Genomic DNA, 22,728 nt, shown 5'->3' with positions numbered 1-22,728 from the left:
ACGAACCGTTTTTGTTATGCTAATTGATCGCCATATAATATAAGTCATAATGTAGTTAATTAGCAACAAGTGGAATATCTATCATGAAAAAACGATTATTTTTGAAAGCGGGTCTAGCAACAGTAAGCATGGCATGGTTATCGTCCTGTTTGCCTGGAAAGTCAGATGTTATGGCCGCTTCTAAGGGTGTTTTTGAAATTACTAAAACTGAGGAAGAGTGGCGCAAAATTTTGACTCCGGCACAGTTTGAGGTGTTGCGAAAACACGGTACTGAACGCTCTCACACTAGCATTCTCGATAAGCAATACGGGAAGGGAATTTATGCGTGTGCTGGGTGTAATTTGCCAGTTTTTTCGTCGCAAACCAAATTTGATAGCGGTACTGGTTGGCCAAGTTTTTATGAACCGATCAAAGGGGCGATCGCCACATCGGTAGATAATTCGCTGTTTGCGAGTAGAATTGAAGTGCATTGCCATCGCTGCGGGGGGCATTTGGGTCACGTATTTGATGACGGCCCTGCACCTACTGGGAAACGCTACTGCATGAATGGTGTTGCTATGAAGTTTATTGCTGGCTGACATTCTTTCACGGGTACTCCTGTGGTAAAGAATCCCATAATTATCGACGCCCCAGACGGCTCTCTATTGCCAAACCGCAGGTGCACGCTGATTCACGCGGATGGTATAGTGATTTGTGGGACGTGAGGGCGATCGAGGTTATGAATGAACGCTGAAGAACTTTTAGAAAAATACGCAGCAGGACAACGCCAGTTTTGGCTAGCAGAGTTAAGTGGGATAGACCTCAAAGGTGCAAATCTGAGTGGAATAGACCTAAAGAATGCAAATCTGTCGGGAGCTGATTTGAATGAGGCAAATTTGAACAATGCAAACATCGAAGGAGCAAACTTCAGTAGAGCATCTCTGCTAAAAACAAACTTAGTCGGGGTGAAAGGTAATGCCAACTTCAGTTTAGCAGACCTCAGCGGTGCTGACTTGAGTAGGGCAAATTTGTATGGTGCTAACTTAACTAATACTAAGTTAAACAATGCAAACTTGAGTGATGCGGAATTATTCGGGGCAGACTTAACTAAAACCTCATTGAAGGAAGCAAACTTAAGTAGAGCAAATCTGACAACCTCAAAATTAACTGGAGCCAACTTGACAGGGGCAGAATTGAGTCAAGTGAACTTAAAGGGTGTTAGTCTCCAAGATGTCAATTTTCAGAGAGCCAAACTCCGAGGTGTCAATCTATCTGGATTTAACTTATCAGGAATGAATCTGGTTGAGGCGGATCTTAGTGCAGCAGACCTCACAGGGACTAATTTGAAAAAAGCCTGTATGAAAAGGACAAATCTCAAAAAAGCTAGCCTTAAACAAGCAAGTATAATGCTAGCAAATTTGGAGGGAGCAAACTTTCAGAAAGCAGACTTAACTGATGCTAAGACCTATGGTTGGAATATTAAAAATGCAGACTTCACTGGTGCTATAATGCCCGATGGAGAAATCTACGAGCCTGACACTTCCGAACCAGAAATCTCAGAACCAGAAATCGGCTACAAACCGGAAACCTCTCAACAAGAATCCCAAAAAGTGACATCTATGACGCGCAAAATTATTCGTACTGACAAAGCACCGGCACCCGTGGGCCCTTACAATCAAGCGATCGCCGCTACGGGCACTATGCTGTTTGTAGCAGGTCAAATTGCGATCGACACTAGACTAAACGATATTGTCTACACCGACGATGTGGCAAAACAAACCCAACAAGTTATGGCAAATCTCGAAGCCATTCTCACAGAAGCCGGCGCGACTTGGTTGGATGTGGTAAAAACTACGGTTTTCCTCAAAGATATGAATGATTTTGCCGCTGTGAATGCGGTTTATGCCAAGTATTTTGATGCGGAAACAGCACCGGCGCGCGCTTGTGTGGAGGTGGCGCGTTTGCCGAAGGATGTGTTAGTTGAGATTGACTGTATTGCGGTTATTTGATTTCAGGGACTCGGCGGTTGAAACCGCGTCTATACAAACAATGTCCGCCTCCGCGGACTAAGAGTAAAATCGATCGCCCGACAAGCATATTTTAGGCCAACGGGCGCGTTAATGCTCTTGTAGTTCGGGAACCTGAATCTTCGGCAGTTCCTTCCACTCAGGCTCAATGGGTGAGTAGCGACAATAGCACACTGCTAAACAGTCATACTCAGCATTCGGAATCTTGGGAGCGTACTCCTCTACGCGCGATACTTCCCAATCTCCCCAGCGAACGTGAGTGCTGACAGCAGGGGATTTAGGATCTGCATTCTCCTTAAATTGGGCAAAGTTTCGCAGGCGATCGCCCGCTTGAGGCAGAGGTTTGCTTGAGTAATCATAATGTTCTGCGAGGATACTGGTTAGAGCACCTGTATGAGAAAGCGATCGATCCTCCCATCCAGGGGAAGATAGCGATTCAGTCTTGAAAACGATCAACCGTTTCGGCATTGATTTATTCCTTTCTCTCGTGTTCGGGTTCCTATGGACTCGGTGGAAACTCTGTCAACCCTTCAAAGACACAATCAACTTTAAGTATGGAATCGTTTGTTTTTTCCCATCGGATTAATTCCCATCCCTGACGCTTGGCCATTTGATCGCATTTCTCTGGATCAGTTGCACTATGACGGCTAATATTCTCGTCTGGATCGTAGCGAGGTCTTGATGTCATCTTTATCTGCGTTTTTCTACAGACGCTGATGAAAATCAAACCTGCTATCTTCACCTGCGATGTCTGCGGTTTACAAGCCTAGATCATACCATTTATCGTAACTATCTAAGAATATTTTATCTTTTCTTGAGTCCCCGCTTTGCACGGACTTCATTTGGGTAGTTGCGGTTTCAACCGCCGAGGGTAAAGTGCGCGACTGTATTAACTTCCACAGCCGATCGCACAAACTCGATCTGTCGCTGTCGCGCACTCTACTCCCAAATCAATCTGAAACAATCAGATTTAATCTCAATTACCAGTTAGGAATTAGCAATTACCAATTAGCAATTACCAATTACCAATTACCAATTACCAACTGTCAACCGTCAACTGTCAACCGTCAACTGTCAACCGTCAACTATTTATTCAGCGCTTCGCGGGCGGCTACCGCTTCATCAGGATGAATGTTCAAACGGGTCAAATTAATTCGACCTTTATTGTCAATTTCTCGCACTTTGACAATCACTTCATCATTCACAGCTAACTCGTCTTCCACTTTCCCAACGCGGTAGTCCGCTAACTGGGAAATGTGAATCATTCCTTCTTTTCCTGGCAGAATTTCGACAAAAGCGCCGATCGGAATAATTCGAGTCACGCGGCCGACATACACATCTCCAGCATTCAACTTGCGCGTCATGCCTTGGACAATATTGTAAGCCCGCTGAGCTTTTTCGCTGTCGTTACCAGCAATTGTCACGGTTCCGTCGTCTTCGATGTCAATCTTGACACCAGTTTCTTCGGTGATGGCTTTGATCGTTTTGCCACCTGGCCCAATTACCAAACCAATGAATTCTGGATCGATTTTCAGCGTTAGCAAACGCGGTGCAAACTGCGACATTTCCTTGCGGGGAGTGTCGATAGTTGACAGCATTCTTTCTAAAATGTGCAGTCTCGCGGGTTTGGCTTGGCGGATGGCTGTGGCAATTACATCTAAGGGCAAACCTTTGATTTTCATGTCCATTTGCAAAGCAGTAATTCCGGTGTCGGTACCGGCTACTTTGAAGTCCATGTCGCCTAAGAAGTCTTCAATTGCCTGAATGTCAGTCAAAATTCGGACTTCATCGCCTTCTTTAATTAAGCCCATTGCCGCGCCGCTGACGGGTTGGGAAATGGGAACGCCTGCATCCATTAATGCTAGCGTTGAGGCGCAAACTGAACCCATTGAGGTTGAACCGTCGGAAGAAAGGATTTCTGAAACTACGCGAATCACGTAGGGGAAATCTTCTTTGGATGGCAAAACGGGTAGCAAAGCGCGTTCTGCGAGGGCTCCGTGACCGATTTCTCGGCGTCCGGGCGATCGCATCGGCTTAGTTTCTCCCACGGAAAATGGCGGGAAATTGTAGTGATGCAAGTAGCGTTTGTCTTGCTGCGGGTGCAAGTCGTCTCCTAAATCTTGGGCATCGCCGGGGGTTCCCAGGGTAGCTGCGGACAAGACTTGGGTTAACCCGCGATTGAACAACGCACAGCCGTGTACTCGCGACGGCAGCACGCCTACGCGACAAGAAACGGAGCGCACCTCGTCTAGCTTGCGGCCGTCTACACGGACGCCATCTTCGATGATTTGCTTCCGCATCATTTTTTTGGTAACGTCTTTGAAAACGTTGCCGATTACTTTGCCGTTGGCGCTGGCGGCTACTTTGATCGGATCGTCTTCGGCGAGTTCGGCGATCGCCGATTCGACTGCATTGGCTTTAACTTCATCCAAAGCTGCATTCCGTATTGCTTTGTCTTTTTCAAATCTTGACAAAATGATGCGGATTGGTTCTTGGGCGCGATCGCGAATGAAGTTTTCGAGGGCGAAATCTTGCGGTGGGCGTTCCTCTACCACGAAATCGATGCCCAATTCTGCCATGATTTCGCGCTGGGCTTGAATCAAGTCACAGGCTGCTTCATAGCCGAAGTCGATCGCCTCGATGATATCCTGTTCCGGCAATTGGTTCGCGCTGGCTTCCACCATGATTACTCCATCAGGAGAACCGGCTACCACGAGATCCAATTCGCCTTCTTTGATTTCGCTGTAGGTTGGGTTGATGATGAAATCGTCCCCTACCAAACCGACTCGCACGGCAGCCATTGGCCCGTAAAACGGCATTTTCGCCAGCAGAATCGCTACGGAAGCGCCTGTTACCGCCAAAACGTCTGGGGGTACTTGTTCGTCCATCGACAGCGTTGTTGCTACGACTTGGATGTCGTCTCGCAACCAGCTTGGGAATAGCGGGCGCAACGGGCGATCGATCAAACGCCCAGTCAAAGTCACTTTTTCTGGGGGACGCCCTTCCCGGCGCAAAAATCCACCGGGAATTTTACCGCCTGCGTACAGTCTCTCTTCGTAATCCACCAACAGGGGCAGGAAATCAATTCCCTCTCTCCCCTGCGATCGAGTCGCCGTGACTAAAACCGCCGTGTCACCCGACTGAATCAAAACTGCACCGCCTGCTTGAGGCGCCAGTAAACCAATCTTCAGTCTAATATCCCTTCCATCGAAGGATATTGACTTGTCTATCTCTACCATGTAGGACTGCTTCCTTATCTACCACATTCTTTCTCTGTCGGGATCGTAACATTACCACAGGATGTTTGAGACTCCAATGCCAAAAGAGAGAGATCATCGGCGGGCGATCGACTGTCTGCGCCTCGATTGTAAGCATTTATACTTGGAAATTATTTTTGGCATTCTGCGATCTGATGATCCGGTCGATCGCCCGCCAAACGCCTTCCATAGATGGTACGATGAATTTTCGATTTAGAGATTGGTAATCGGTAATTGGTAAGGTGCGCCGTAAGCACCCTACATATAGAGGTTATACCTAAGTCCTGTCTGGCTCAAAATATCCTCTGTTTGTTAAAAAACTCTTCATAAATCCCATATAAATGCTGTAGTTAACCTCGCAATTAAATAAAATTATCCGGATTAAAAAATGGCAATTTTACACGGCAGTTGGCAGCTCGAAAGCGAAAAAAGTGGCTTATTTATTTGGGGAGAAACTTGGCGAAAAATTGGAACCATCGATATCGTTGAATCGATAAATATTCGGCATCCCTTAGCAATGACGGAAGCTGAATTTAAGATTTTCGTAACTTCCTTGCAGCAGTCGGGCAAACTAAACTGGCAATTGCCGGAAACCGCAGAGATTCAGGAAAAAAGTAAGAAAACTAGGCGATCGCCCAAAACTCAAAACGCAGCGATTCCCACGGAAGATTTATCGATTCAGAGGCAAATTCGGGCGATCGCACTTCCCACCCAAATCTCCGCAGACAACGCAACTCTGATGCCGCAGCACTCAGCAGCCGCACTCTCAGAACCGGCCCAAACTGAGGAAATTTATCTTTATCCTTGGCAAGTCGAGGGCTATTTACTTAATCCTCAAGCAGCTTTTGTTTTCTTGCAATCGCTACCGCTCAATAGCACAGAAACTGACTCTTTTGTCGGCTCGGATTTGCGTTTTTGGTCGCATCTTGCTAGGTGGAGTTTGGATTTATTGGCGAGATGCAAATTTTTGCCAGCATTAGAGCAACTATCGGACGGTTCTGCTATTGCTAAATGGCAACCTTTGTTAGATAGTTCTACTGATATTCTCCGTCTCGCTACTTTTTCTAAGCAAATGCCGACGGCTTGTAGAACATATCAGAAGGGTTCGGCAGCGGATTTAGCGGATGGAAGATTGGCAGCGGATTTTGTAGCGGATTTAACGGATTTAACGGATTTAAGAGATGGAAATTCGGCTGCGGATTTGGTAAAGGCTTTAGCGGTGGATTTGCCTGTGGGGGCCCAGGAGTTGGTGTTGGGGTTTTTGAGTAGTGTGGTAGATTGTGAAGTGCGATCCTCTTCGAGGGCTGCGCTAACGGCTGCTAGCTCAAATTTTGACATCAAAACAGTTTCTCCAACCCGCGAATGGCTGCAAGCTTTGCAACAGGAATCTGGAATTGTGCAAGTAGAATCAGCAGCCTTGGAAAAATTGGCAACCAAGCTGAGTGCTTGGAGTTCACCGCTGCAAAACCAACTGTCTCAACAAAATCAATTTCACACTTGCTTTCAACTCCTACCGCCGTCTCCCGGTAAAGTTAACTGGAGCTTAAATTATTGCTTGCAAGCAGTAGATGAAATCGACTTTTTGGTGGACGCGACAACTGTTTGGAATAACTCAGTCGAGCGTTTTAATTATGCGGGGCGGACAATTGAATTACCTCAAGAAACTTTGCTCAGTGGCTTGGGTTTAGCATCGAAACTTTATCCTTTAATTGAACCGACTTTGCAAACCCAGCGCCCTCAATCTTGTCAATTAAATCCGCTGCAAGCTTACGAGTTTATTAAGTCTGTGGCTTGGCGGTTTGCTGATAGCGGGTTGGGCGTTGTTTTGCCGCCTAGTTTGACTAAGGCTGATGGTTGGGCGAGTCGTTTGGGTTTGAGCATTCAAGCGGAAACTCCGAAGGTGAATCCGGCGAAAGGTGGGCTGGGCTTGCAAAGTCTGCTAAATTTTAAGTGGGAATTGACGATCGGCGGACAGCGCATTTCTAAGGCTGAGTTTGACAGCTTGATCGCGTTGAATTCGCCTTTGGTGGAAATTAACGGCGAGTGGGTAGAGTTGCGCGCAACCGATGTGAAGGCTGCTAAAACTTTTTTTGCTAGTCGCAAAGAGCAAATGACTCTTTCTTTGGAGGATGCTTTGCGTTTGGCTTCTGGCGATTCTCAGATGATTGAAAAGTTGCCTGTGGTGAATTTTGAAGCAACGGGTCAACTTCAGGAATTGTTGAATACTTTAAGCGATAATCAGGCCGTAAGTGCGATCGCGACTCCGGCTAGTTTCCGGGGAGAATTGCGGCCTTATCAAGCGCTAGGGGCGGGCTGGTTAGCATTCTTAGAACGCTGGGGTTTAGGTGCTTGTCTCGCGGACGATATGGGGCTAGGGAAGACGATCCAGTTAATCACTTTCCTCCTGCACTTACAAGAACAAAATGCCCTAGAAGCGCCAACATTACTGGTTTGTCCGACATCAGTATTGGGCAATTGGGAGCGCGAAGTCAAGAAATTTGGCCCTACTTTAAAAGTGTTAGTTCACCACGGAGACAAACGCGCTAAAGGTAAAGCATTTGCGGCGGCAATTAAGGGCAAGGATTTAATAGTTACCAGTTACGCGCTAGTGTTTCGCGATGCTAAGGAAATTCAAAGCACTAAATGGCAAGGATTGGTTTTAGATGAAGCCCAAAATATTAAGAATTCCGAGGCTAAGCAGTCGCAAGCGGTGCGGCAAATCCAGGCATCTTTTAGAATTGCGCTGACGGGAACTCCGGTGGAAAATAGACTGCAAGAATTGTGGTCAATTTTAGAATTTCTGAATCCCGGCTATTTGGGGCCGCGCAATTTCTTTCAGCGCCGATTTGCAATTCCGATCGAGAAATATGGAGATAGAGAATCATTGCATACTTTGCGATCGCTCGTTCGGCCTTTCATCCTCCGCCGCCTGAAAACTGACAAGGAAATCATCCAAGATTTGCCGGAAAAACAAGAGATGACTGTATTTTGCAGTCTGGCGGCTGGACAGGCCGCACTTTATCAGAAAGTAGTCGAAGAGTCAATCGCTAATTTGGAATCAGCCGAGGGCATTCAGCGCCGGGGAATGATTCTGGCTTTGCTGGTAAAACTCAAGCAACTTTGCAACTATCCGGCTCTTGTGAACGCAGAAGCTAAGCCCAAAGAATTGAGCATTAACAGCCAAGAATCGGGGAAATTGCAGCGGTTGGTGGAAATGTTAGAAGAAGTTGTCGCTGAGGGCGATCGGGCTTTGATTTTTACTCAATTTGCCGAATGGGGAAAACTCCTAAAACCGCATCTAGAACAGCATTTAGGGCGAGAAGTTTTGTTTTTGTACGGCGGAATTCGGCAACAGCAGCGGGAAGAAATGATCGATCGCTTCCAGCACGATCCCCAAGGCCCACCGATTATGATATTATCGTTAAAAGCTGGTGGCACCGGTTTGAACTTAACCAGGGCTACCCACGTTTTCCACTATGACAGGTGGTGGAATCCCGCAGTAGAAAATCAGGCAACTGACCGCGTATTTCGCATCGGTCAAACTCGCAACGTGCAAGTCCACAAATTTGTCTGCACGGGTACGCTAGAGGAAAAAATCCACGATATGATTGAGAGTAAGAAAGCTCTAGCTGAACAAGTGGTCAGCGCGGGCGAAAACTGGCTAACTGAACTTGATACTGACCAACTTCGCAATTTACTAATTCTCGATCGCGATGCTATTATAGAAACAGAAGAAGAATAATATTTATTGGTTGGTCGCCGGGGCGGGGCGGGTTTACTATATCCATCGTTTGTATCATATATATTGGTGAACACGCTCCTACAATAATTAGGGTTGATTTATTGGACATAATCTAATATATACCTCCTTCCCTCTTCCTTCTTCCTTCTTCCTTACATCCGTTACATCCGTTACAAAATCCGTTGCCGAACTTCCTTCTTACATCCGTTACATCCGTTACAAAATCCGTTGCCGAACTTCCTTCTACTTATGATAGACAGAGAATGGTGGACACAACAGTGGCTCGATTTAATCAATACCTACCGCTTCAAAAAGCGCTTAGAACGCGGCTGGCAGTACGCGCGCGAAGGTAAAGTTCTCAGCATTAAATTTCCTAACCAAGAAGTAATTGCCGTAGTTCAAGGCACTGATCCCAAACCTTATCAAGTTTCTTTAGGACTTGATACATTAACCGATGAAGATTGGGATTATGTGATTGAAAATATGTCGCAAAGAGCGGTGTTTTCAGCTAAATTATTAGCAGGAGAAATGCCGCACAATATTGAAGATGTATTTGCAGCGGCCGGCAAAACGCTATTTCCGTTAAGTTTATCTGATATTCGATCACGCTGTAGCTGTCCTGACCCAAAAAATCCTTGCAAGCATATCAGTGCAGTATACTACTTATTGGGCGATCGCTTCAGCGAAGACCCCTTCGTACTGTTTCAAATGCGGGGCCGAACCAAAGAGCAAATCCTGACAGCACTCCGCCAAAGACGGGGTACCGAAGGAGAGGAGAATACACTGCTAAACTCGGGCGAAAATTCCCCTATTGCGAATGCTAAATTGCCGAAGGTCGATCGCTTTTGGGAATACAACCAGGAACTAGAATCATCTCTAGTAGTAATTGTACCTCCCCCCAGCAGCGAAACAGTCTTAGATATTTTAGGCCCAATTCCCCTCGCAACAGACGGAAAGGGAACCGCTACCAAATCATCATCTGCATCAGACGCACTCAAGCAACATTTTGCCAAAATCTACCAAGCAGTTAGCCAGCAAGCTGTCTTAGCCGCACTAAAACGGGGCGAAGGAGACTAACAAATTGATTTTTTCTTTCTCTTAATTATGCAAAGTCTAAGAAACCCGGTTTCTCAGAAAATATCGGTTGGGTGGCGAAATATTTACGAAGAAACCGGGTTTCTGGGTATCATGCAAAGTCTAAGAAACCCGACTTCTGATACCAAGTTGAAAAAATAATAAGTAGGTCATTGCGAAAAAACAATAGTATTTTGTAGGGGCGGGTTTAGCTAAGAATATATGATACCAGCCAGTTTTTGAAGGCTAAACCCGCCCTCCTCCCCATCTACTGTTTATTTGTACCCACCTACTTACAACTAATTGCGTTTAACAGAAGGTGGATAGGTGAAACGCAACCAAGTCGCCAAAGTAGCTACCGCGAAAACTGAAGCGAAGCCGAACGTCAAGAAAGTTTCAAAGGCTGACATAATACTGTTCCTCTTTATTTGAGCGATCGAGTAAATCTTTTCATTCATCTTTATATCAACATCAATCAATTTTTTCAATCGGTACGCACACAAAGTTTTTACTACTTTAACTTTTGTAATTTCTCTTTACATAAGTTTACATTTATCCCAGATTACTCATAATCTCGATCAATTGCTGGGGACGTTCAATCAAAAAGTCAGGATTTTGTGCAGCCAAAGCTGATTTAGAATTAAAACCCCAACTTACAGCAATTATCTTAATTCCAGTTTTTTTAGCTGCGTCTATATCTCGCGTTTCATCTCCGACATAAATGACTTTTTCAGGATTTATATGCTCTTTTTTTAGCCATTTTTTAATAACTTTATGTTTGCCAAAAGTTGAGCCAGAATAAATAAATGTAAAAGTGCCTTGCAAACCGTTGATTTCCAGTAATGCTAAGACATTTTCTCTGGAATTAGAGGTGATGATACCCAGTTGAAAGCCAAGTTTTGTTAACTCCAGTAAAACTTCTTTGATTCCCGGAAATAATTGAATATTCGGAATTTCATTATGTAACTCTGCTTTCAATTTTCTAATCAGCAGCGGGAATTTGAAGATAGAAATGCCAGAATATCTCAGGATTTGCCAAGAAGTTAAATTGCTCAGTTGAGCGAGTTCTTCTTTTGTGGCAGACTTAAAGCCGAATTCTGCTGACAAACGATTAGTTATATTCAGAAGAATATCAATCGTATCTGCTAGAGTACCGTCAAAATCAAAAATAATTACTTTTAGCATTGAGTAAAAACAACTCAGGAATAGGTCATCATTTCTATATTACCTACTAATCAAACGTAAAATGCACTCTTTGTTAGCTCTCCGATTTATTAAATCTGTTTGAGTATAACCAATCACAAACAACAAATAACCAACAACAAATAACCAACAACAAATAACCAACAACAAATAACAAATAACCAATAACCAATACCAATTAACTAATAACTATTGATTTGATTGGCTTTGGCATTTCGCCGCAGCATTTCGGGTTTAATGCGCCGCAGCGCCGAAGCGGTAAATCTGCGGTTCCATTCCTCGTCGGAAATGTCGGCTAATTCTGCAAGTGTCGGTGCTATATTTTCAGGATAAGGCTCAAACTCTGCCACATCAGTTGGTTTAGCAAATCGCTGATTCCAAGGACAAACATCCTGACAAATGTCGCAGCCTGCTACCCAACCTTGTAAATTAGATGCAATTTCGTCGGGCAATTTTTCGGCTCGATTCTCGATCGTGTGATAAGCTATACATCGATCGGCATTCACCACAAAAGGCTCAGTAATTGCTCCCGTCGGACACGCCTCAATGCAGCGAGTACAAGTACCGCAATGTTCCGTATGAGACTCATCCGACGCTAACTCCAAATTAGTCAAGATTTCGCCCAAAAACACCCAAGAACCGTATTCGCGCGAAATTACATTACCATTTTTGGCAATCCAGCCAATCCCGGCACGCTGCGCCCACATTTTATCCTGAATTGGCCCGGTATCAGCATAATACCGCGCTTCAATTCCCTCGCCTTGCGATCGCACCCAATTTGCCAAAACCTTCAGTTTTTTGTGCAAAATTCTGTGGTAATCCCGCCCCCAACCGTAGCGAGAGATTTTAGCATATTCGATCCCTGCCTCAACCCCCCCCTCACAAGGGGGATTTGAGGGGCGTTGGTGAGGTGTGTAGTAGTTGATGGCGACACATATTACTGACTGAACCTCTGGCATCACCAATTGAATATCCTGCCGCTTTGGGTTTGCCATCCATGCCATATCCGCCTGATAACCCTTGTCCAGCCAAGCTTGCAATCTTTGTTTTTCTAGATCGAAATCCGGGTCTTTTGAGGCTATCCCCACTTTGTGAAAGCCCAACTCAAGGGCTTTTTGCTTAATGCGATCGCTATTAATTGATTTTTTCATCGGGTAAGAAACCACTGCACAATTTGTGCCATAAGTCTAGTAACTTTAAGAGTAATTTTGGAACAGTATTGATAATTCTTTTACAATCTTTATATTTATAAGTTTGAACTCCCAAATGTCAAAAATGTTACATAATTTAATTTAGGGAGAATTCGATTCGCTAATTCAAGTACGCAAGTAAAACCGACAGCGAATCCCACAGCATAAATATGGCAGTTAGTATTCAATCAGCTCAATCTATTTTCTCAAACACCGAGATTGCTAGCGTTGTTCCGGCTACCACGGAAGCGTTCTACAAACTCAGTGTTGAAGACCAACTCGCACTGCTCTGGTATGCCTACACCGAAATGGGCATTTCCATCACCGCAGCAGCACCGGGAGTAGCAAGCATGGCGCTTGTCGAAGGTGTCCTCAACGAAATTAAGCAGATGTCGCCGGCTGCTCAAAGCAAAACCATGTTTGACCTAGCCAGCAACGCCGACACAACAATTGGCCGGATTTACACTTCCTTGCGCGTCAACACCAAACTCGGTTTCTGGTACGAGTTGGGACAGTTGATGAAACAGGGCCTTGTCGCTCCGATCCCGGCTGGCTATCAAATGTCTCCCGAAGCCACCCAAGTTCTCGAAACCATCAAAAAACTCGATCCGGGTCAGCAAATTACCGTACTTCGGAATACCGTAGTTAACATGGGCTATGACCCTGCTTTTAACCAAGAGTACGGCAAACGCTCAGCCCCCCGCAGCACTCCCACCGCTCCAGAAGAGCGGGTGAAAACACAGATTGAAGGTATCACCGAGCAGACTGTGCTCAGCTACATCGACTACATGAACGCCTTCGACTTCACCCCAGCCGTCGGTTTATTTGCTGAAGAAGGTGCCCTGCAACCACCTTTCCAAAAGCCGATCGTTGGTCGCGAAGCTATCCTCAACTATATGCGCGAAGAGTGCATCGGACTGAAAATGATGCCCCAGCAAGGCGTGTCAGAACCCGCCGAAGATGGCTACCGCCAAGTGAAAGTCACGGGCAAAGTCGAAACTCCCTGGTTCGGCGCGAATGTGGGAATGAACATTGCGTGGCGGTTTTTGCTCGATCCCCAAGGTCAAATTTTCTTTGTGGCGATCGACTTGTTGGCATCTCCGAAGGAATTGCTCAATTTGATCCGCAAATAGAATATTCTGGTTGGCTCTGTTAAACAGGCTTGCCCAAAAACCCAGATGCCATTAGGTGTCTGGGTTTATATCATTTTAGATTTTAGATTTTAAATTTTAGATTCAAGAATTGAAGGATGGGAAATGACTGATGCTATCAGGGTTTGCAGCTTGGCTACACTTGGATTTTTTGGAAGTAATATTGATTTTGGTCGATCGCTCTGAAAGCTGCGATTGACGCTCTCCGGTTCTCCTTTTTTAGGAGAATTATTTTCCTAGCCCTACTTATATCTTTTGAGGGATTTGCTGCGGCAAAGATAATGATTAAAGTATACTCATTCATTTGAAATTACTTGTTTTATGACCGCAACAACTCGACCTATTTTAACTACCTCTATAAAGATTGCAGGCATAACCATTCCAGCCGTACTGCAATATTTTGAAACTTTAAACGCGGGCGATTTTGAAGCGACGGCTAATTTATTTGCCGATGATGGGGTTCTAAACGCGCCGTTTGAAGATCCAATTATCGGCAACATCTCGATCGCCACTTATCTTAAAAAAGAAGCGCGAGGAATGCAGCTAGAACCCCAGAAAGGTGTTAGCCAAATTTTAGAAGATGGTCAAGTAGAAGTTCAGGTAAGCGGCCGGGTGCAGACTTCCGCATTTGGTGTTAATGTCGGATGGCTGTTGTTGCTCAATTCTGACCAAAAAATCCTTTCTGTCACAGTCAAACTGTTAGCTTCTCCCCAAGAATTGCTAAATCTGCGGTCACATAAGAAATAAGCTGTTTGATAATCTGTTTCAGATTTAAATTGCCTATTGCAGTTTGACCTGTCGATCGCACGTAATAGCTAAAATCCTGAGTTCGACAGGTTGATCGGCTTTTTATCGCCAGAATGAGGCAGAAACCGGGTTTTTTATCCAAATCTTTAGTGAAGTGCCACTCACGGTATAAAAATCCCGTTTCTGCGGTATTTGTGCGATCGGGACTTTACCCCTACAATCTTACAGTCTCGCGTTGGGCTGACGCTACTGCACGAAAAAGTGGCTGTCACCGCAGCGTGCGACAGACAGCCAAAGCGAGTCTCAAAGTGCATTGTCAATCACTAATCACTTATGACTAATGACTAACGACTAATTAAGATTTTTCCGGCAAACTCGCTTCCAACTTCAGACAGTTGCGACCGTCTAATTGCAAAGTGTAGTCCACCCGATCCATAAGTCTGCTCATAATCAGCCAGCCGTAGCCGCTTTCCTGTTTAGCTTCCGGCCTCGGGGGATTGTAAGTATCCATTTCGTAACCTTTACCGTAATCCCAAATTTCTAAACCAATATCCCTATTTTTTAAATTCAAGCGAATTAACACGGGCAAATTGGGTTGATCTTTGTGAGCATGGCGGATCACGTTAGAATAGGCTTCTGCTAACACCAAGCGCAAACGATTCGACTGACGCGGCCAATCGACGTGCTCTCCTAGCTCTACTTCCAAACTGCTCAGCAACCAATTTTCAACAATTGTTAAAAACCGCAAGTCGCTTGGCACATGAAGCTCAGTATTCATAAAAAAATCCCGTAAGTTTGAAAACCCTGTGTCTTCACACCAGGTATGAAACACGACGCGCCGAATGGATTCGGCCTCAATACTTGTCGCTACTCGGGGGATACTAGCCTTTTCTGTTTAAAAATCAGGCATTCGTCATTCGGTAGAAGGCAGAAGTTAAGAGTATTGTTGAAAACTTTAGTTATGGGTCTAAATCCCATTAACAAGTGATAATTATACCGAGACTGCAAGCAGCGAAGTATAAAAAATCTTTGTTTCAATCCCTGACTTTTAAGCTTTGGTTTTTTCTGACCAATGCCTTCTACCTTAACCTTTTACAGGTGTTTAATCCCCCAGGAAAGCGATTCAGGAAACTAGCTGCGCCATCGCCGGCTAGGTTTTTTACTGTGGTTTTTGACTGTTGACGATAACGCCGTCCTTTGCAGGACTACTCTGTGGCCCGTCAACCTGCAGGGCTTAAGTTTTTTCGGCTCTCACCCCCGACTATGCGTCGGGAGTCGCTGACAGATTCAAAGAACCTCCAGAGAGAGTATGGTTTGGTCGTCTTCCTGAACTGGATTGTCGGCTCGGATGTAAGCCAACAAATTGTCCAAGCTGAAGGAACCCGGTTCCTGAATCAAGAGTTGCCAAAGCCCTTCTTGTTGTAGCATAGAACGGGTTGGTACACCCCCTGCGACTTCAGTGGTCACGCTAGCTTCAGTAATTCCGTCACTCGTCAGCAGAAATACATCTCCTGACTTTAATTCGATCGCACCTGCTTTGCCTCTCCAAACTGGTAGTATCCCCAAAGGAATGCCACGAGCTTTCAGGAAATTCGGCTCGGCTGGCGTTTTACCGCTAGCGGCTTGAGCTTTCACCTCCGAGTGAGACCAAACAATCGGGTAAATGTGACCGGCATTAGCAAACGCAAGGTGTCCCGTTGACGGAGTGTAACGAGCTACAACCATTGTAATAAAATGGTTGTTGCCGATCAGGTCGTCAGACATACTGCTATTCATGTTCTGCATAACTTGAGCGGGTTCTGGAGAAACTTCTTGGGAAAGTTCCCGCCGCATCACCGAAATCGCGCTCGCCATAAATAGAGCAGCCGGAACTCCCTTACCCGACACATCTCCCACCGCTATCCAAATATCCCCTTGGGAGTGGACGTAGACTTCAAAAAAGTCGCCACCAACTTCCCGCGCGGGATAGCAGCAAGCTTGCACCCTGACAGTTTCAAAATCCGGCCAACTTTGACGCAACAAGTTTGTTTGGATTTGGCGGGCCACTTCCAACTCGTTTTGCATCTGCTTGGCTAAATCCAGAGTGCGCTGGTATAGCTTAGCTTGAGACAGGGCGAGAGCAGCTTGAGCTGCTACACCTTCTATTAACTCTATATCTTCTGCCGACCAAGGGTTAGTTCCGCCAATCTGGCACAAAGCCAGTACCGCCAGCAATTCTTGCTGGTAAGTCAGGGGCACGGCAATCTCAACCGATTTACCGTCCCCCCCACTGTTTGGGTTCACTTGAGTTTGGCGGGTGGCTACGGCTTGAACCAGCAAATTTTCATCAAAAGAAAAGTGAATGGCCTCGTCGGTTTGGGCTTGGTAGGGGAAGGTACTCGGCAATAGTCGATCGGTCTCTACCGGCCGCAGCATACAATAGTTGGCTTCAAAAGTTTGACCTACGGTTTGAACAATAGTTTGTACCATACTAGAGTAATCTAGCGACCCGCGAATCACGCTCATTACCTCATTGAACAGAGATTCCTTGCGTAAAGCGCGGCGCAATGCAACGCTGCGCTGCTTGTAGTATTTGTAAGTTTCTGAGGCTTGATTGATCACCAATTTGAGTTCTTCTGGATTCCACGGTTTGGTGATGTATTTGAAAACTTGACCTGAGTTGATGGCCTCGACCAAATCTTCAACATCTGTGTATCCCGTTAGCAGAATCCGAATCGTATCGGGAAATCGCTCGACTGTTTTCCCCAAAAACTCGGTGCCATTCATTTCTGGCATCCGCTGGTCAGATATAATCACTGCCATCTCGCCCTGTTCGTCTAGAACTTCCAGGGCGCTGAGGGCGCTATCTGCTTTGTAAACCTGAAAGTCGCGTCGAAACGTCCGGTACAATAAATCCAAGTTGTCGGGTTCGTCATCGACTACCATCAGTTTCAGCTTGCTTCCATCTCCCCGACTCATCTTTCTTCCCCCTTGAAAACCCCCACCATAGCTGTAATCAGCAAGGTGGCGGGAGGAAAAGGAGGGCTGGATATATGCAACATATCAGTTACGTCAAGTTGAGTTAAAGAAACCCGTTTTACCTCAAGGTGAGCATTCCTTTCGCACCATCTGTTCGCACAGATGAGAGGCTTTCGATACTGTAACCCGCTTCGGTAGGCCGCTTCAATAGGGAAAATTCCCGAGTCAGCTTTTGCGCTTTGATACGAGTAATGACCTTGTTAGCAGTCGGTACTTTTCTAAACACACCAGCATTCAAAACGGCTAATTAATGCTCTGATTGCAGAGTTCTTAACTAGCTGGGTACTGACCTCGGTGTGAATTTTAACACTTACTACTAACGCAGGTATTGCTACCTAAGTCTGGTCAACACCGGCTGTATTTCAAGCCCCACTGTACCCGGAGGGTTAGCCGTGGGTTGTTGGCGCTATTCCCTACACCTGTGCCGAAGCGCACGCTTATTGCTGCATTCAAGTCCCTCTAATCTCTGAACTTTTTGCAGCAAGCATATTACTACTGCCGAATCAAGCTAATCTTTCTGCCAGTCTGAGCTTAGCAGAACGAGAGCGGGGATTTCTAGCTACTTCTTCGGATTGCGGCACGATCGGCTTTTTTGTCAGTACCTGCAAACTGGGTGTTCCTCTGAGTTGGTGCTTGACTGGTCGGTCTTCCAGACTGTGAAATGTAATGATTCCGATTCTCCCACCTGGTTTTAACCACCTTGGCGCTTGGTTGAGGAAAGTTTCTAAAGAAGCTAGTTCGGAGTTGACGGCTATCCTTAAAGCTTGGAAAGTGCGGGTGGCCGGATGGATTCTGCCGTTGCGCTGCTTGGGAGGGAAGCTGGAGGCGATCGCCCCTGCAAGTTCTGTTGTAGTTTGAAAAGGACGCCCTTGCACAATCCGCCTTGCGATGCGCCGCGACAGTCGCTCCTCGCCGTACTTGTAAATAATATCTGCTAGTTTAACTTCTTCCCAGTGGTTGATAATCTCTTCTGCCGTCAAAGATTGCTGCTGGTTCATACGCATATCTAGTTGAGCTGGGTGGCGAAAACTAAATCCTCGTTCCGGTGTATCGAACTGAGCAGAGCTGACGCCCAAGTCTGCTATGATACCATCAAATTCGGCCTCTGAGGACTGATATTCAGCAAAGTTGCCGTGCCAAAACTCAACGGGTGAGTTGGCAAATTGGGCCCCGCAAAAACGGATGGCTTGTTCATCGCGGTCGATCGCCACCACTGTAACATCTGGCGCCGCCGCTAAAATCAAACTCGTGTGTCCGCCGCCCCCAAGCGTCGCGTCCAAATAGTGCCCGCCTGCACGCACAGCCAAACCCGCAATTAACTCTTGACCCAAAACTGGAACGTGATAGGTGTCAATACTGACATCTGATCCAGAGGTATTTTTCTCACAGAGCTCGATATCCTTCATAATCTATAACAGCGAAACAAAAATCAACAATAGTCAGTAATCATTAATTCATTTAATTATGTCAAGAATTGAGACTAGAACCGAACCGATGGTGCTCAACATGGGGCCGCACCACCCTTCAATGCACGGGGTACTCCGGTTAATTGTCACCCTAGACGGGGAAGATGTGGTGGACTGCGAGCCAGTTTTGGGCTATCTGCACCGCGGGATGGAAAAAATTGCCGAAAATCGCACCAACGTGATGTACGTGCCCTACGTGAGCCGCTGGGACTACGCTGCGGGGATGTTTAACGAAGCGGTGACAGTGAATGCACCGGAAAAGTTGGCAAATATTGCTGTCCCCAAACGGGCTAGTTATATTCGGGTAATTATGCTGGAGTTGAACCGGATTGCTAACCACTTGATGTGGGTAGGGCCGTTTTTGGCGGACGTGGGCGCGCAAACTCCTTTTTTCTATACTATGCGCGATCGCGAACCAATTCTCGACTTGTGGGAAGCAGCCACAGGTTATCGCATGGTGAATAATAACTATTTCCGCATTGGCGGAGTTGCCGCCGATTTGCCTTACGGTTGGGTAGATAAGTGCGAAGATTTCTGCGATTACTTCCTTCCCAAAATTGACGAATACGAACGTTTAATCACCAACAATCCAATCTTTCGCCGCCGGATTGAAGGCCTGGGTACGATTTCCCGCAACGAAGCGATTAACTGGGGACTTTCCGGCCCCATGTTGCGCGGTTCTGGGGTAAATTGGGATTTGCGGAAAGTTGACCATTACGAATGTTATGACGAATTCGACTGGGAAGTTTGCACCGAAGCTGCGGGCGATTGTTTAGCCCGGTACTTAGTCCGAATTCGCGAGATGCGCGAGTCAGTTAAAATCCTCTATCAAGCCTTGAAAGGACTCCCCGGCGGCCCTTACGAAAACTTAGAAGCCAAGCGCTTAGAAAGCGGGCCAAAATCTGAGTGGAACAGTTTCGACTATCAGTTTATTGGCAAAAAAGTAGCCCCAACTTTTAAGATTCCCAAGGGCGAACATTACGTGCGGGTTGAAAGCGGCAAGGGTGAGTTGGGAATTTATATTATCGGGGATGATAGTGTGTTTCCTTGGCGCTGGAAGATTCGAGCTGCGGATTTCAATAATTTGCAGATTTTGCCCCACATCGTGCGCGGTGTGAAGATTGCGGATTTGGTGGCAATTTTGGGGAGTATCGACATTATTATGGGCTCGGTTGACAGGTAGGTTTTGTCGGTTTTTATCTGAGAACTTAACCCGGTTTTTTTATGGAACCGGGTTGATTTTTTTTAAACCCCAGATAAACGCGGATAGATATCGATTAATTTTGCTATTAACGTCGCTAAAATGTACCTTATTTCTCTCTTCCTCTGTGCCCTCTGCGCCCTCTGCGGTTAATAAAAAAAAATCTCTCCTTCACAAATCAAATAACATCAACTTTGATTCGATAAATTATGAAAGTTCAGCAATCAGATATCAATGACAGCAACCCGGAACTCTGCGCTTTAATCTGCGAAATAATTGTCGCGAGTCCGCAGCGGCGAATTACTTTTGCTGAATATATGAATTTGGCATTATATCATCCGCAGCACGGATATTATAATAGCGATCGACAGTCGATCGGCAAACAAGGCGATTTTATCACGTCGTCTCATTGGGGTGCTGATTTTGCGGAGGTTTTGGCGGATCAGTTTGTAGAAATGTGGGAAATTCTTGATCGCCCTTTCAATTTCGCGATCGTAGAAATGGGCGCTGGACGGGGAAATTTTGCCGAAAATGTGCTGCAGTATCTGCAACGGCAACATCCCGACTTATTTAAAAGTTTAACATACATAATTGTTGAAATTTCGCCAATACTTCAAGCGGAACAACGCCAAATTTTAAGTGATATCAAGTGTGTTAAGTGGTGCGATTGGGATGAGATAGTTAATAATTCAATACTCGGCTGTTTCTTTTCTAACGAGTTAGTAGATGCTTTGCCAGTACATCAATTCATTCTGGAAGAAGGGCAAGTTAGGGAGATTTACGTGGCCGCAGAAACGCCCAATAATGAACAAAAAGAGATAAAATTTATTGAAGTAATTGGCGAAGTTTCCACGCCTAAAATTGCCGAATATTTGGATTGGGTGGGCATCGATTTGTCGGCGAGTGTTTATGGGGATGGATATCGCAGTGAGGTAAATTTGGCGGCTTTGGACTGGATGAGTACAGTTGCTCAAAAGTTGCAGCGAGGATATTTGTTAACTATTGATTATGGCCATCCGGCGCACCGCTATTACAATCCGAGGCGCAGGGAGGGGACGCTACAGTGTTATTATCGCCACCGATATCACAGCAATCCTTATATTAATGTGGGGCGGCAGGATTTAACGGCTCATGTTGATTTTACGGCGCTGGAAAAGCAGGGGGAATTGTGCGGTTTGGATGTGGTAGGGTTTACTCAGCAGGCTTTGTTTTTGATGGCGTTGGGTTTGGGCGATCGTATTGCTGCTCTATCAACAACTGTATTGGATGTGGCAACGCTGTTGCGGCGCAGGGAGGCTTTGCATCGAGCGATCGATCCGATGGGTTTGGGTGGTTTTGGGGTTTTGGTGCAGTGTAAGGGGTTGAGGGAGGAGGAGAAGGGGAGAATTTTGAAGGGTTTGATGGTGCCTGATTAGTTATTCGATCGATTTGCTTATATCGATTACGCAAGCTTACTCAACGGCGGAAATTCCCATGTTCCCGAATATAAAGTAGATGGCAGCTTTAAACAATAAGCAGCAGGAATTACTTCGATCAGCCACCAATTAAACATATCTCGTCTGGCTTCAGTAAAACCAGAAATGGCATCACCAGTAATCCCATCATACAGAATATCTAAGATGGCATTATAAGCTGTTTTCGTATTGAGTGTTTGCAGCAAGCCGTAAAAGATATTGTAAGCTTCGTCAGTAGCTTGATATTTTCCGATTTTGTTGATGTTAGGAAACAAGGTATCAGCCCAAGTTTCTGGGATTTCACAGCTATCCTTCAGCCAACAAGATACAATTCCTTCAACGATATCAGCTTTGTGTTCTTCAGGAAAGTAATGTTTAATGGTCGGTTTAGCCACTAATGCTATTCCATAAGCCATGTAGACATATCGCTGATGGGATATTGCATCATTAGGCATTCCAAAAGCTGTCATTACTTCTACAAAAGCTTCTTCTACATTGCATTTTCCACCCGTTTCGTATAAATCACGATACTTTCTTTCCCAAACCCTGTGAAGAGTTTCCTGTAATTGCTCAGGAATATCTGAGTTGCTGGGCAATTGAAAATTTCTGTAGTAGCCTATGTCAAACTCGATCATTGACTTTCCCTCCTTATGTTTTTCATTAATCATAAACTATGAGCCAGTTCATTGTCACCTTCATATCACCTCAATTTTACTTTGGGTACAGAAGCCAGTAAAGCCTTGATAGCCTTTACTGGCTGTCTATACTGATATGTCTACGGATATGGACGTTCGTAGAAGATAAGCACTTGAATATTCGGGAACCTCATCTTAAAGTCCTCATCACAAGTAATGTTGCAACCAGAACACATATCTCTCTCAGTGTAGAGGTAGAGTATTCCTTCTGCATCCAAGGAAAGATCATCTCTTTCTAAATCTTCTGCAAGTTTATTGAAAAGCTTGTACTCGGCGTGTTCTTTGTTGTTGCAGGATGCTATTCTGTTAAGCCTTGGCTCAAAGAATAACTTTGGCCCATCCTCTTTACCTGGAATATTTAGAGGATCTCGCTTGCTAGTAGCTTCTTGGCTATAAACTCCACCCATTGGGAGTTCTAGTTTGGCAACAGCAACATTACCAGAACTGGCTTTTCTAATATGAGTCGATCGAACCTCTTTAGCCTTAGTCCGCAGTTCCTCTACCATATCCCGATGGCAATCAAG

The 22,728-nt window shown here is 45.5% G+C and carries 20 protein-coding genes; 10 read left to right on the top strand and 10 right to left on the bottom strand.

Going from position 1 to position 22,728, the window contains the following annotated elements; genetic code table 11:
* The first annotated feature begins 83 nt into the window (after nucleotides 1-83).
* Both msrB and QUA58_RS05760 read left to right on the top strand, forming a co-directional pair.
* Nucleotides 84-578: a peptide-methionine (R)-S-oxide reductase MsrB gene (gene msrB / locus QUA58_RS05765; RefSeq protein WP_333393296.1), complete on the top strand. Its 495-nt coding sequence runs from the start codon at nucleotides 84-86 to the stop codon at nucleotides 576-578.
* Between the two features lie 144 nt (nucleotides 579-722).
* Nucleotides 723-1,988: a Rid family detoxifying hydrolase gene (locus QUA58_RS05760; protein ID WP_333393295.1), complete on the top strand. Its 1,266-nt coding sequence runs from the start codon at nucleotides 723-725 to the stop codon at nucleotides 1,986-1,988.
* A 108-nt stretch (nucleotides 1,989-2,096) separates the two neighbouring features.
* Here QUA58_RS05760 and QUA58_RS05755 read toward each other — a convergent pair whose 3' ends face one another.
* Entirely contained in the window at nucleotides 2,097-2,474 is a 378-nt protein-coding gene (locus QUA58_RS05755) for a hypothetical protein (protein ID WP_333393294.1), read from the bottom strand.
* A 31-nt stretch (nucleotides 2,475-2,505) separates the two neighbouring features.
* Complete coding sequence (locus QUA58_RS05750) at nucleotides 2,506-2,694, bottom strand: hypothetical protein (RefSeq protein ID WP_333249423.1); 189 nt, start codon at nucleotides 2,692-2,694, stop codon at nucleotides 2,506-2,508.
* A 188-nt stretch (nucleotides 2,695-2,882) separates the two neighbouring features.
* Between QUA58_RS05750 and QUA58_RS05745 the strand changes: the two genes are divergently transcribed.
* The gene (locus QUA58_RS05745) at nucleotides 2,883-3,137 is read left to right on the top strand and encodes a hypothetical protein (protein ID WP_333393293.1); all 255 of its coding nucleotides are present in this window, start codon (nucleotides 2,883-2,885) and stop codon (nucleotides 3,135-3,137) included.
* Here QUA58_RS05745 and QUA58_RS05740 read toward each other — a convergent pair.
* Nucleotides 3,092-5,245, bottom strand: coding sequence for a polyribonucleotide nucleotidyltransferase (locus tag QUA58_RS05740; RefSeq protein ID WP_333249422.1), 2,154 nt, complete (start codon nucleotides 5,243-5,245; stop codon nucleotides 3,092-3,094). The genes QUA58_RS05745 and QUA58_RS05740 overlap by 46 nt on opposite strands.
* 76 nt (nucleotides 5,246-5,321) lie before the next feature.
* Between QUA58_RS05740 and QUA58_RS05735 the strand changes: the two genes are divergently transcribed.
* The 3 genes from QUA58_RS05735 to QUA58_RS05725 all read left to right on the top strand — a co-directional run bounded on the left by QUA58_RS05735 (nucleotide 5,322) and on the right by QUA58_RS05725 (nucleotide 10,082).
* Entirely contained in the window at nucleotides 5,322-5,480 is a 159-nt protein-coding gene (locus tag QUA58_RS05735) for a hypothetical protein (protein ID WP_333393292.1), read from the top strand.
* 171 nt (nucleotides 5,481-5,651) lie between these two features.
* A complete protein-coding gene (locus QUA58_RS05730; RefSeq protein ID WP_333393291.1) occupies nucleotides 5,652-9,005 on the top strand; it encodes a DEAD/DEAH box helicase in 3,354 nt (1,117 codons plus the stop codon).
* Nucleotides 9,006-9,254: 249 nt separating this feature from the next.
* Nucleotides 9,255-10,082 (top strand): SWIM zinc finger family protein, encoded by an 828-nt coding sequence (locus QUA58_RS05725; protein ID WP_333249417.1) that lies wholly within the window; start codon nucleotides 9,255-9,257, stop codon nucleotides 10,080-10,082.
* Between the two features lie 549 nt (nucleotides 10,083-10,631).
* Here QUA58_RS05725 and QUA58_RS05720 read toward each other — a convergent pair.
* Together QUA58_RS05720 and queG are read right to left on the bottom strand one after the other, a co-directional pair.
* A complete protein-coding gene (locus QUA58_RS05720) occupies nucleotides 10,632-11,264 on the bottom strand; it encodes an HAD-IA family hydrolase (protein WP_333249415.1) in 633 nt (210 codons plus the stop codon).
* A 200-nt stretch (nucleotides 11,265-11,464) separates the two neighbouring features.
* Nucleotides 11,465-12,433 (bottom strand): tRNA epoxyqueuosine(34) reductase QueG, encoded by a 969-nt coding sequence (gene queG, locus QUA58_RS05715; RefSeq protein WP_333249413.1) that lies wholly within the window; start codon nucleotides 12,431-12,433, stop codon nucleotides 11,465-11,467.
* A 209-nt stretch (nucleotides 12,434-12,642) separates the two neighbouring features.
* On the opposite strand from queG, the gene QUA58_RS05710 reads away from it, so the two are divergent.
* Both QUA58_RS05710 and QUA58_RS05705 read left to right on the top strand, forming a co-directional pair.
* Entirely contained in the window at nucleotides 12,643-13,605 is a 963-nt protein-coding gene (locus QUA58_RS05710) for an orange carotenoid protein N-terminal domain-containing protein (protein ID WP_333249411.1), read from the top strand.
* 339 nt (nucleotides 13,606-13,944) lie between these two features.
* Complete coding sequence (locus QUA58_RS05705; RefSeq protein WP_333249409.1) at nucleotides 13,945-14,370, top strand: ketosteroid isomerase family protein; 426 nt, start codon at nucleotides 13,945-13,947, stop codon at nucleotides 14,368-14,370.
* Nucleotides 14,371-14,725: 355 nt separating this feature from the next.
* Here the strand turns inward: QUA58_RS05705 and QUA58_RS05700 are convergent, their stop codons facing one another.
* The 3 genes from QUA58_RS05700 to rsmH all read right to left on the bottom strand — a co-directional run bounded on the left by QUA58_RS05700 (nucleotide 14,726) and on the right by rsmH (nucleotide 18,794).
* On the bottom strand, nucleotides 14,726-15,148 hold the full coding sequence (locus QUA58_RS05700) for an anti-sigma regulatory factor (protein ID WP_333249408.1): 423 nt from the start codon (nucleotides 15,146-15,148) through the stop codon (nucleotides 14,726-14,728).
* A 509-nt stretch (nucleotides 15,149-15,657) separates the two neighbouring features.
* Entirely contained in the window at nucleotides 15,658-17,328 is a 1,671-nt protein-coding gene (locus QUA58_RS05695) for a SpoIIE family protein phosphatase (protein ID WP_333249406.1), read from the bottom strand.
* Nucleotides 17,329-17,891: 563 nt separating this feature from the next.
* Nucleotides 17,892-18,794 carry a 16S rRNA (cytosine(1402)-N(4))-methyltransferase RsmH gene (gene rsmH, locus QUA58_RS05690; RefSeq protein WP_333249404.1) on the bottom strand — a complete coding sequence of 301 codons (903 nt, stop codon included), beginning with the start codon at nucleotides 18,792-18,794 and terminating at the stop codon, nucleotides 17,892-17,894.
* Nucleotides 18,795-18,852: 58 nt separating this feature from the next.
* On the opposite strand from rsmH, the gene QUA58_RS05685 reads away from it, so the two are divergent.
* Nucleotides 18,853-20,037: an NAD(P)H-quinone oxidoreductase subunit H gene (locus tag QUA58_RS05685; RefSeq protein WP_333249402.1), complete on the top strand. Its 1,185-nt coding sequence runs from the start codon at nucleotides 18,853-18,855 to the stop codon at nucleotides 20,035-20,037.
* Nucleotides 20,038-20,264: 227 nt separating this feature from the next.
* The gene (locus QUA58_RS05680; protein WP_333393290.1) at nucleotides 20,265-21,470 is read left to right on the top strand and encodes a class I SAM-dependent methyltransferase; all 1,206 of its coding nucleotides are present in this window, start codon (nucleotides 20,265-20,267) and stop codon (nucleotides 21,468-21,470) included.
* 26 nt (nucleotides 21,471-21,496) lie between these two features.
* Here QUA58_RS05680 and QUA58_RS05675 read toward each other — a convergent pair whose 3' ends face one another.
* Nucleotides 21,497-22,177 carry a hypothetical protein gene (locus QUA58_RS05675; protein ID WP_333309588.1) on the bottom strand — a complete coding sequence of 227 codons (681 nt, stop codon included), beginning with the start codon at nucleotides 22,175-22,177 and terminating at the stop codon, nucleotides 21,497-21,499.
* A 107-nt stretch (nucleotides 22,178-22,284) separates the two neighbouring features.
* On the bottom strand, nucleotides 22,285-22,710 hold the full coding sequence (locus QUA58_RS05670) for a deaminase domain-containing protein (protein WP_333249396.1): 426 nt from the start codon (nucleotides 22,708-22,710) through the stop codon (nucleotides 22,285-22,287).
* Between the last annotated feature and the right edge of the window lie 18 nt (nucleotides 22,711-22,728).

The sequence above is a fragment of the Microcoleus sp. N9_A1 genome (genome assembly GCF_036701795.1).
Lineage (GTDB): Bacteria > Cyanobacteriota > Cyanobacteriia > Cyanobacteriales > Microcoleaceae > Microcoleus.
The sequence above is the reverse complement of the archived record's forward strand: the minus strand, read 5'-3'. Positions and strand labels throughout refer to the sequence as shown.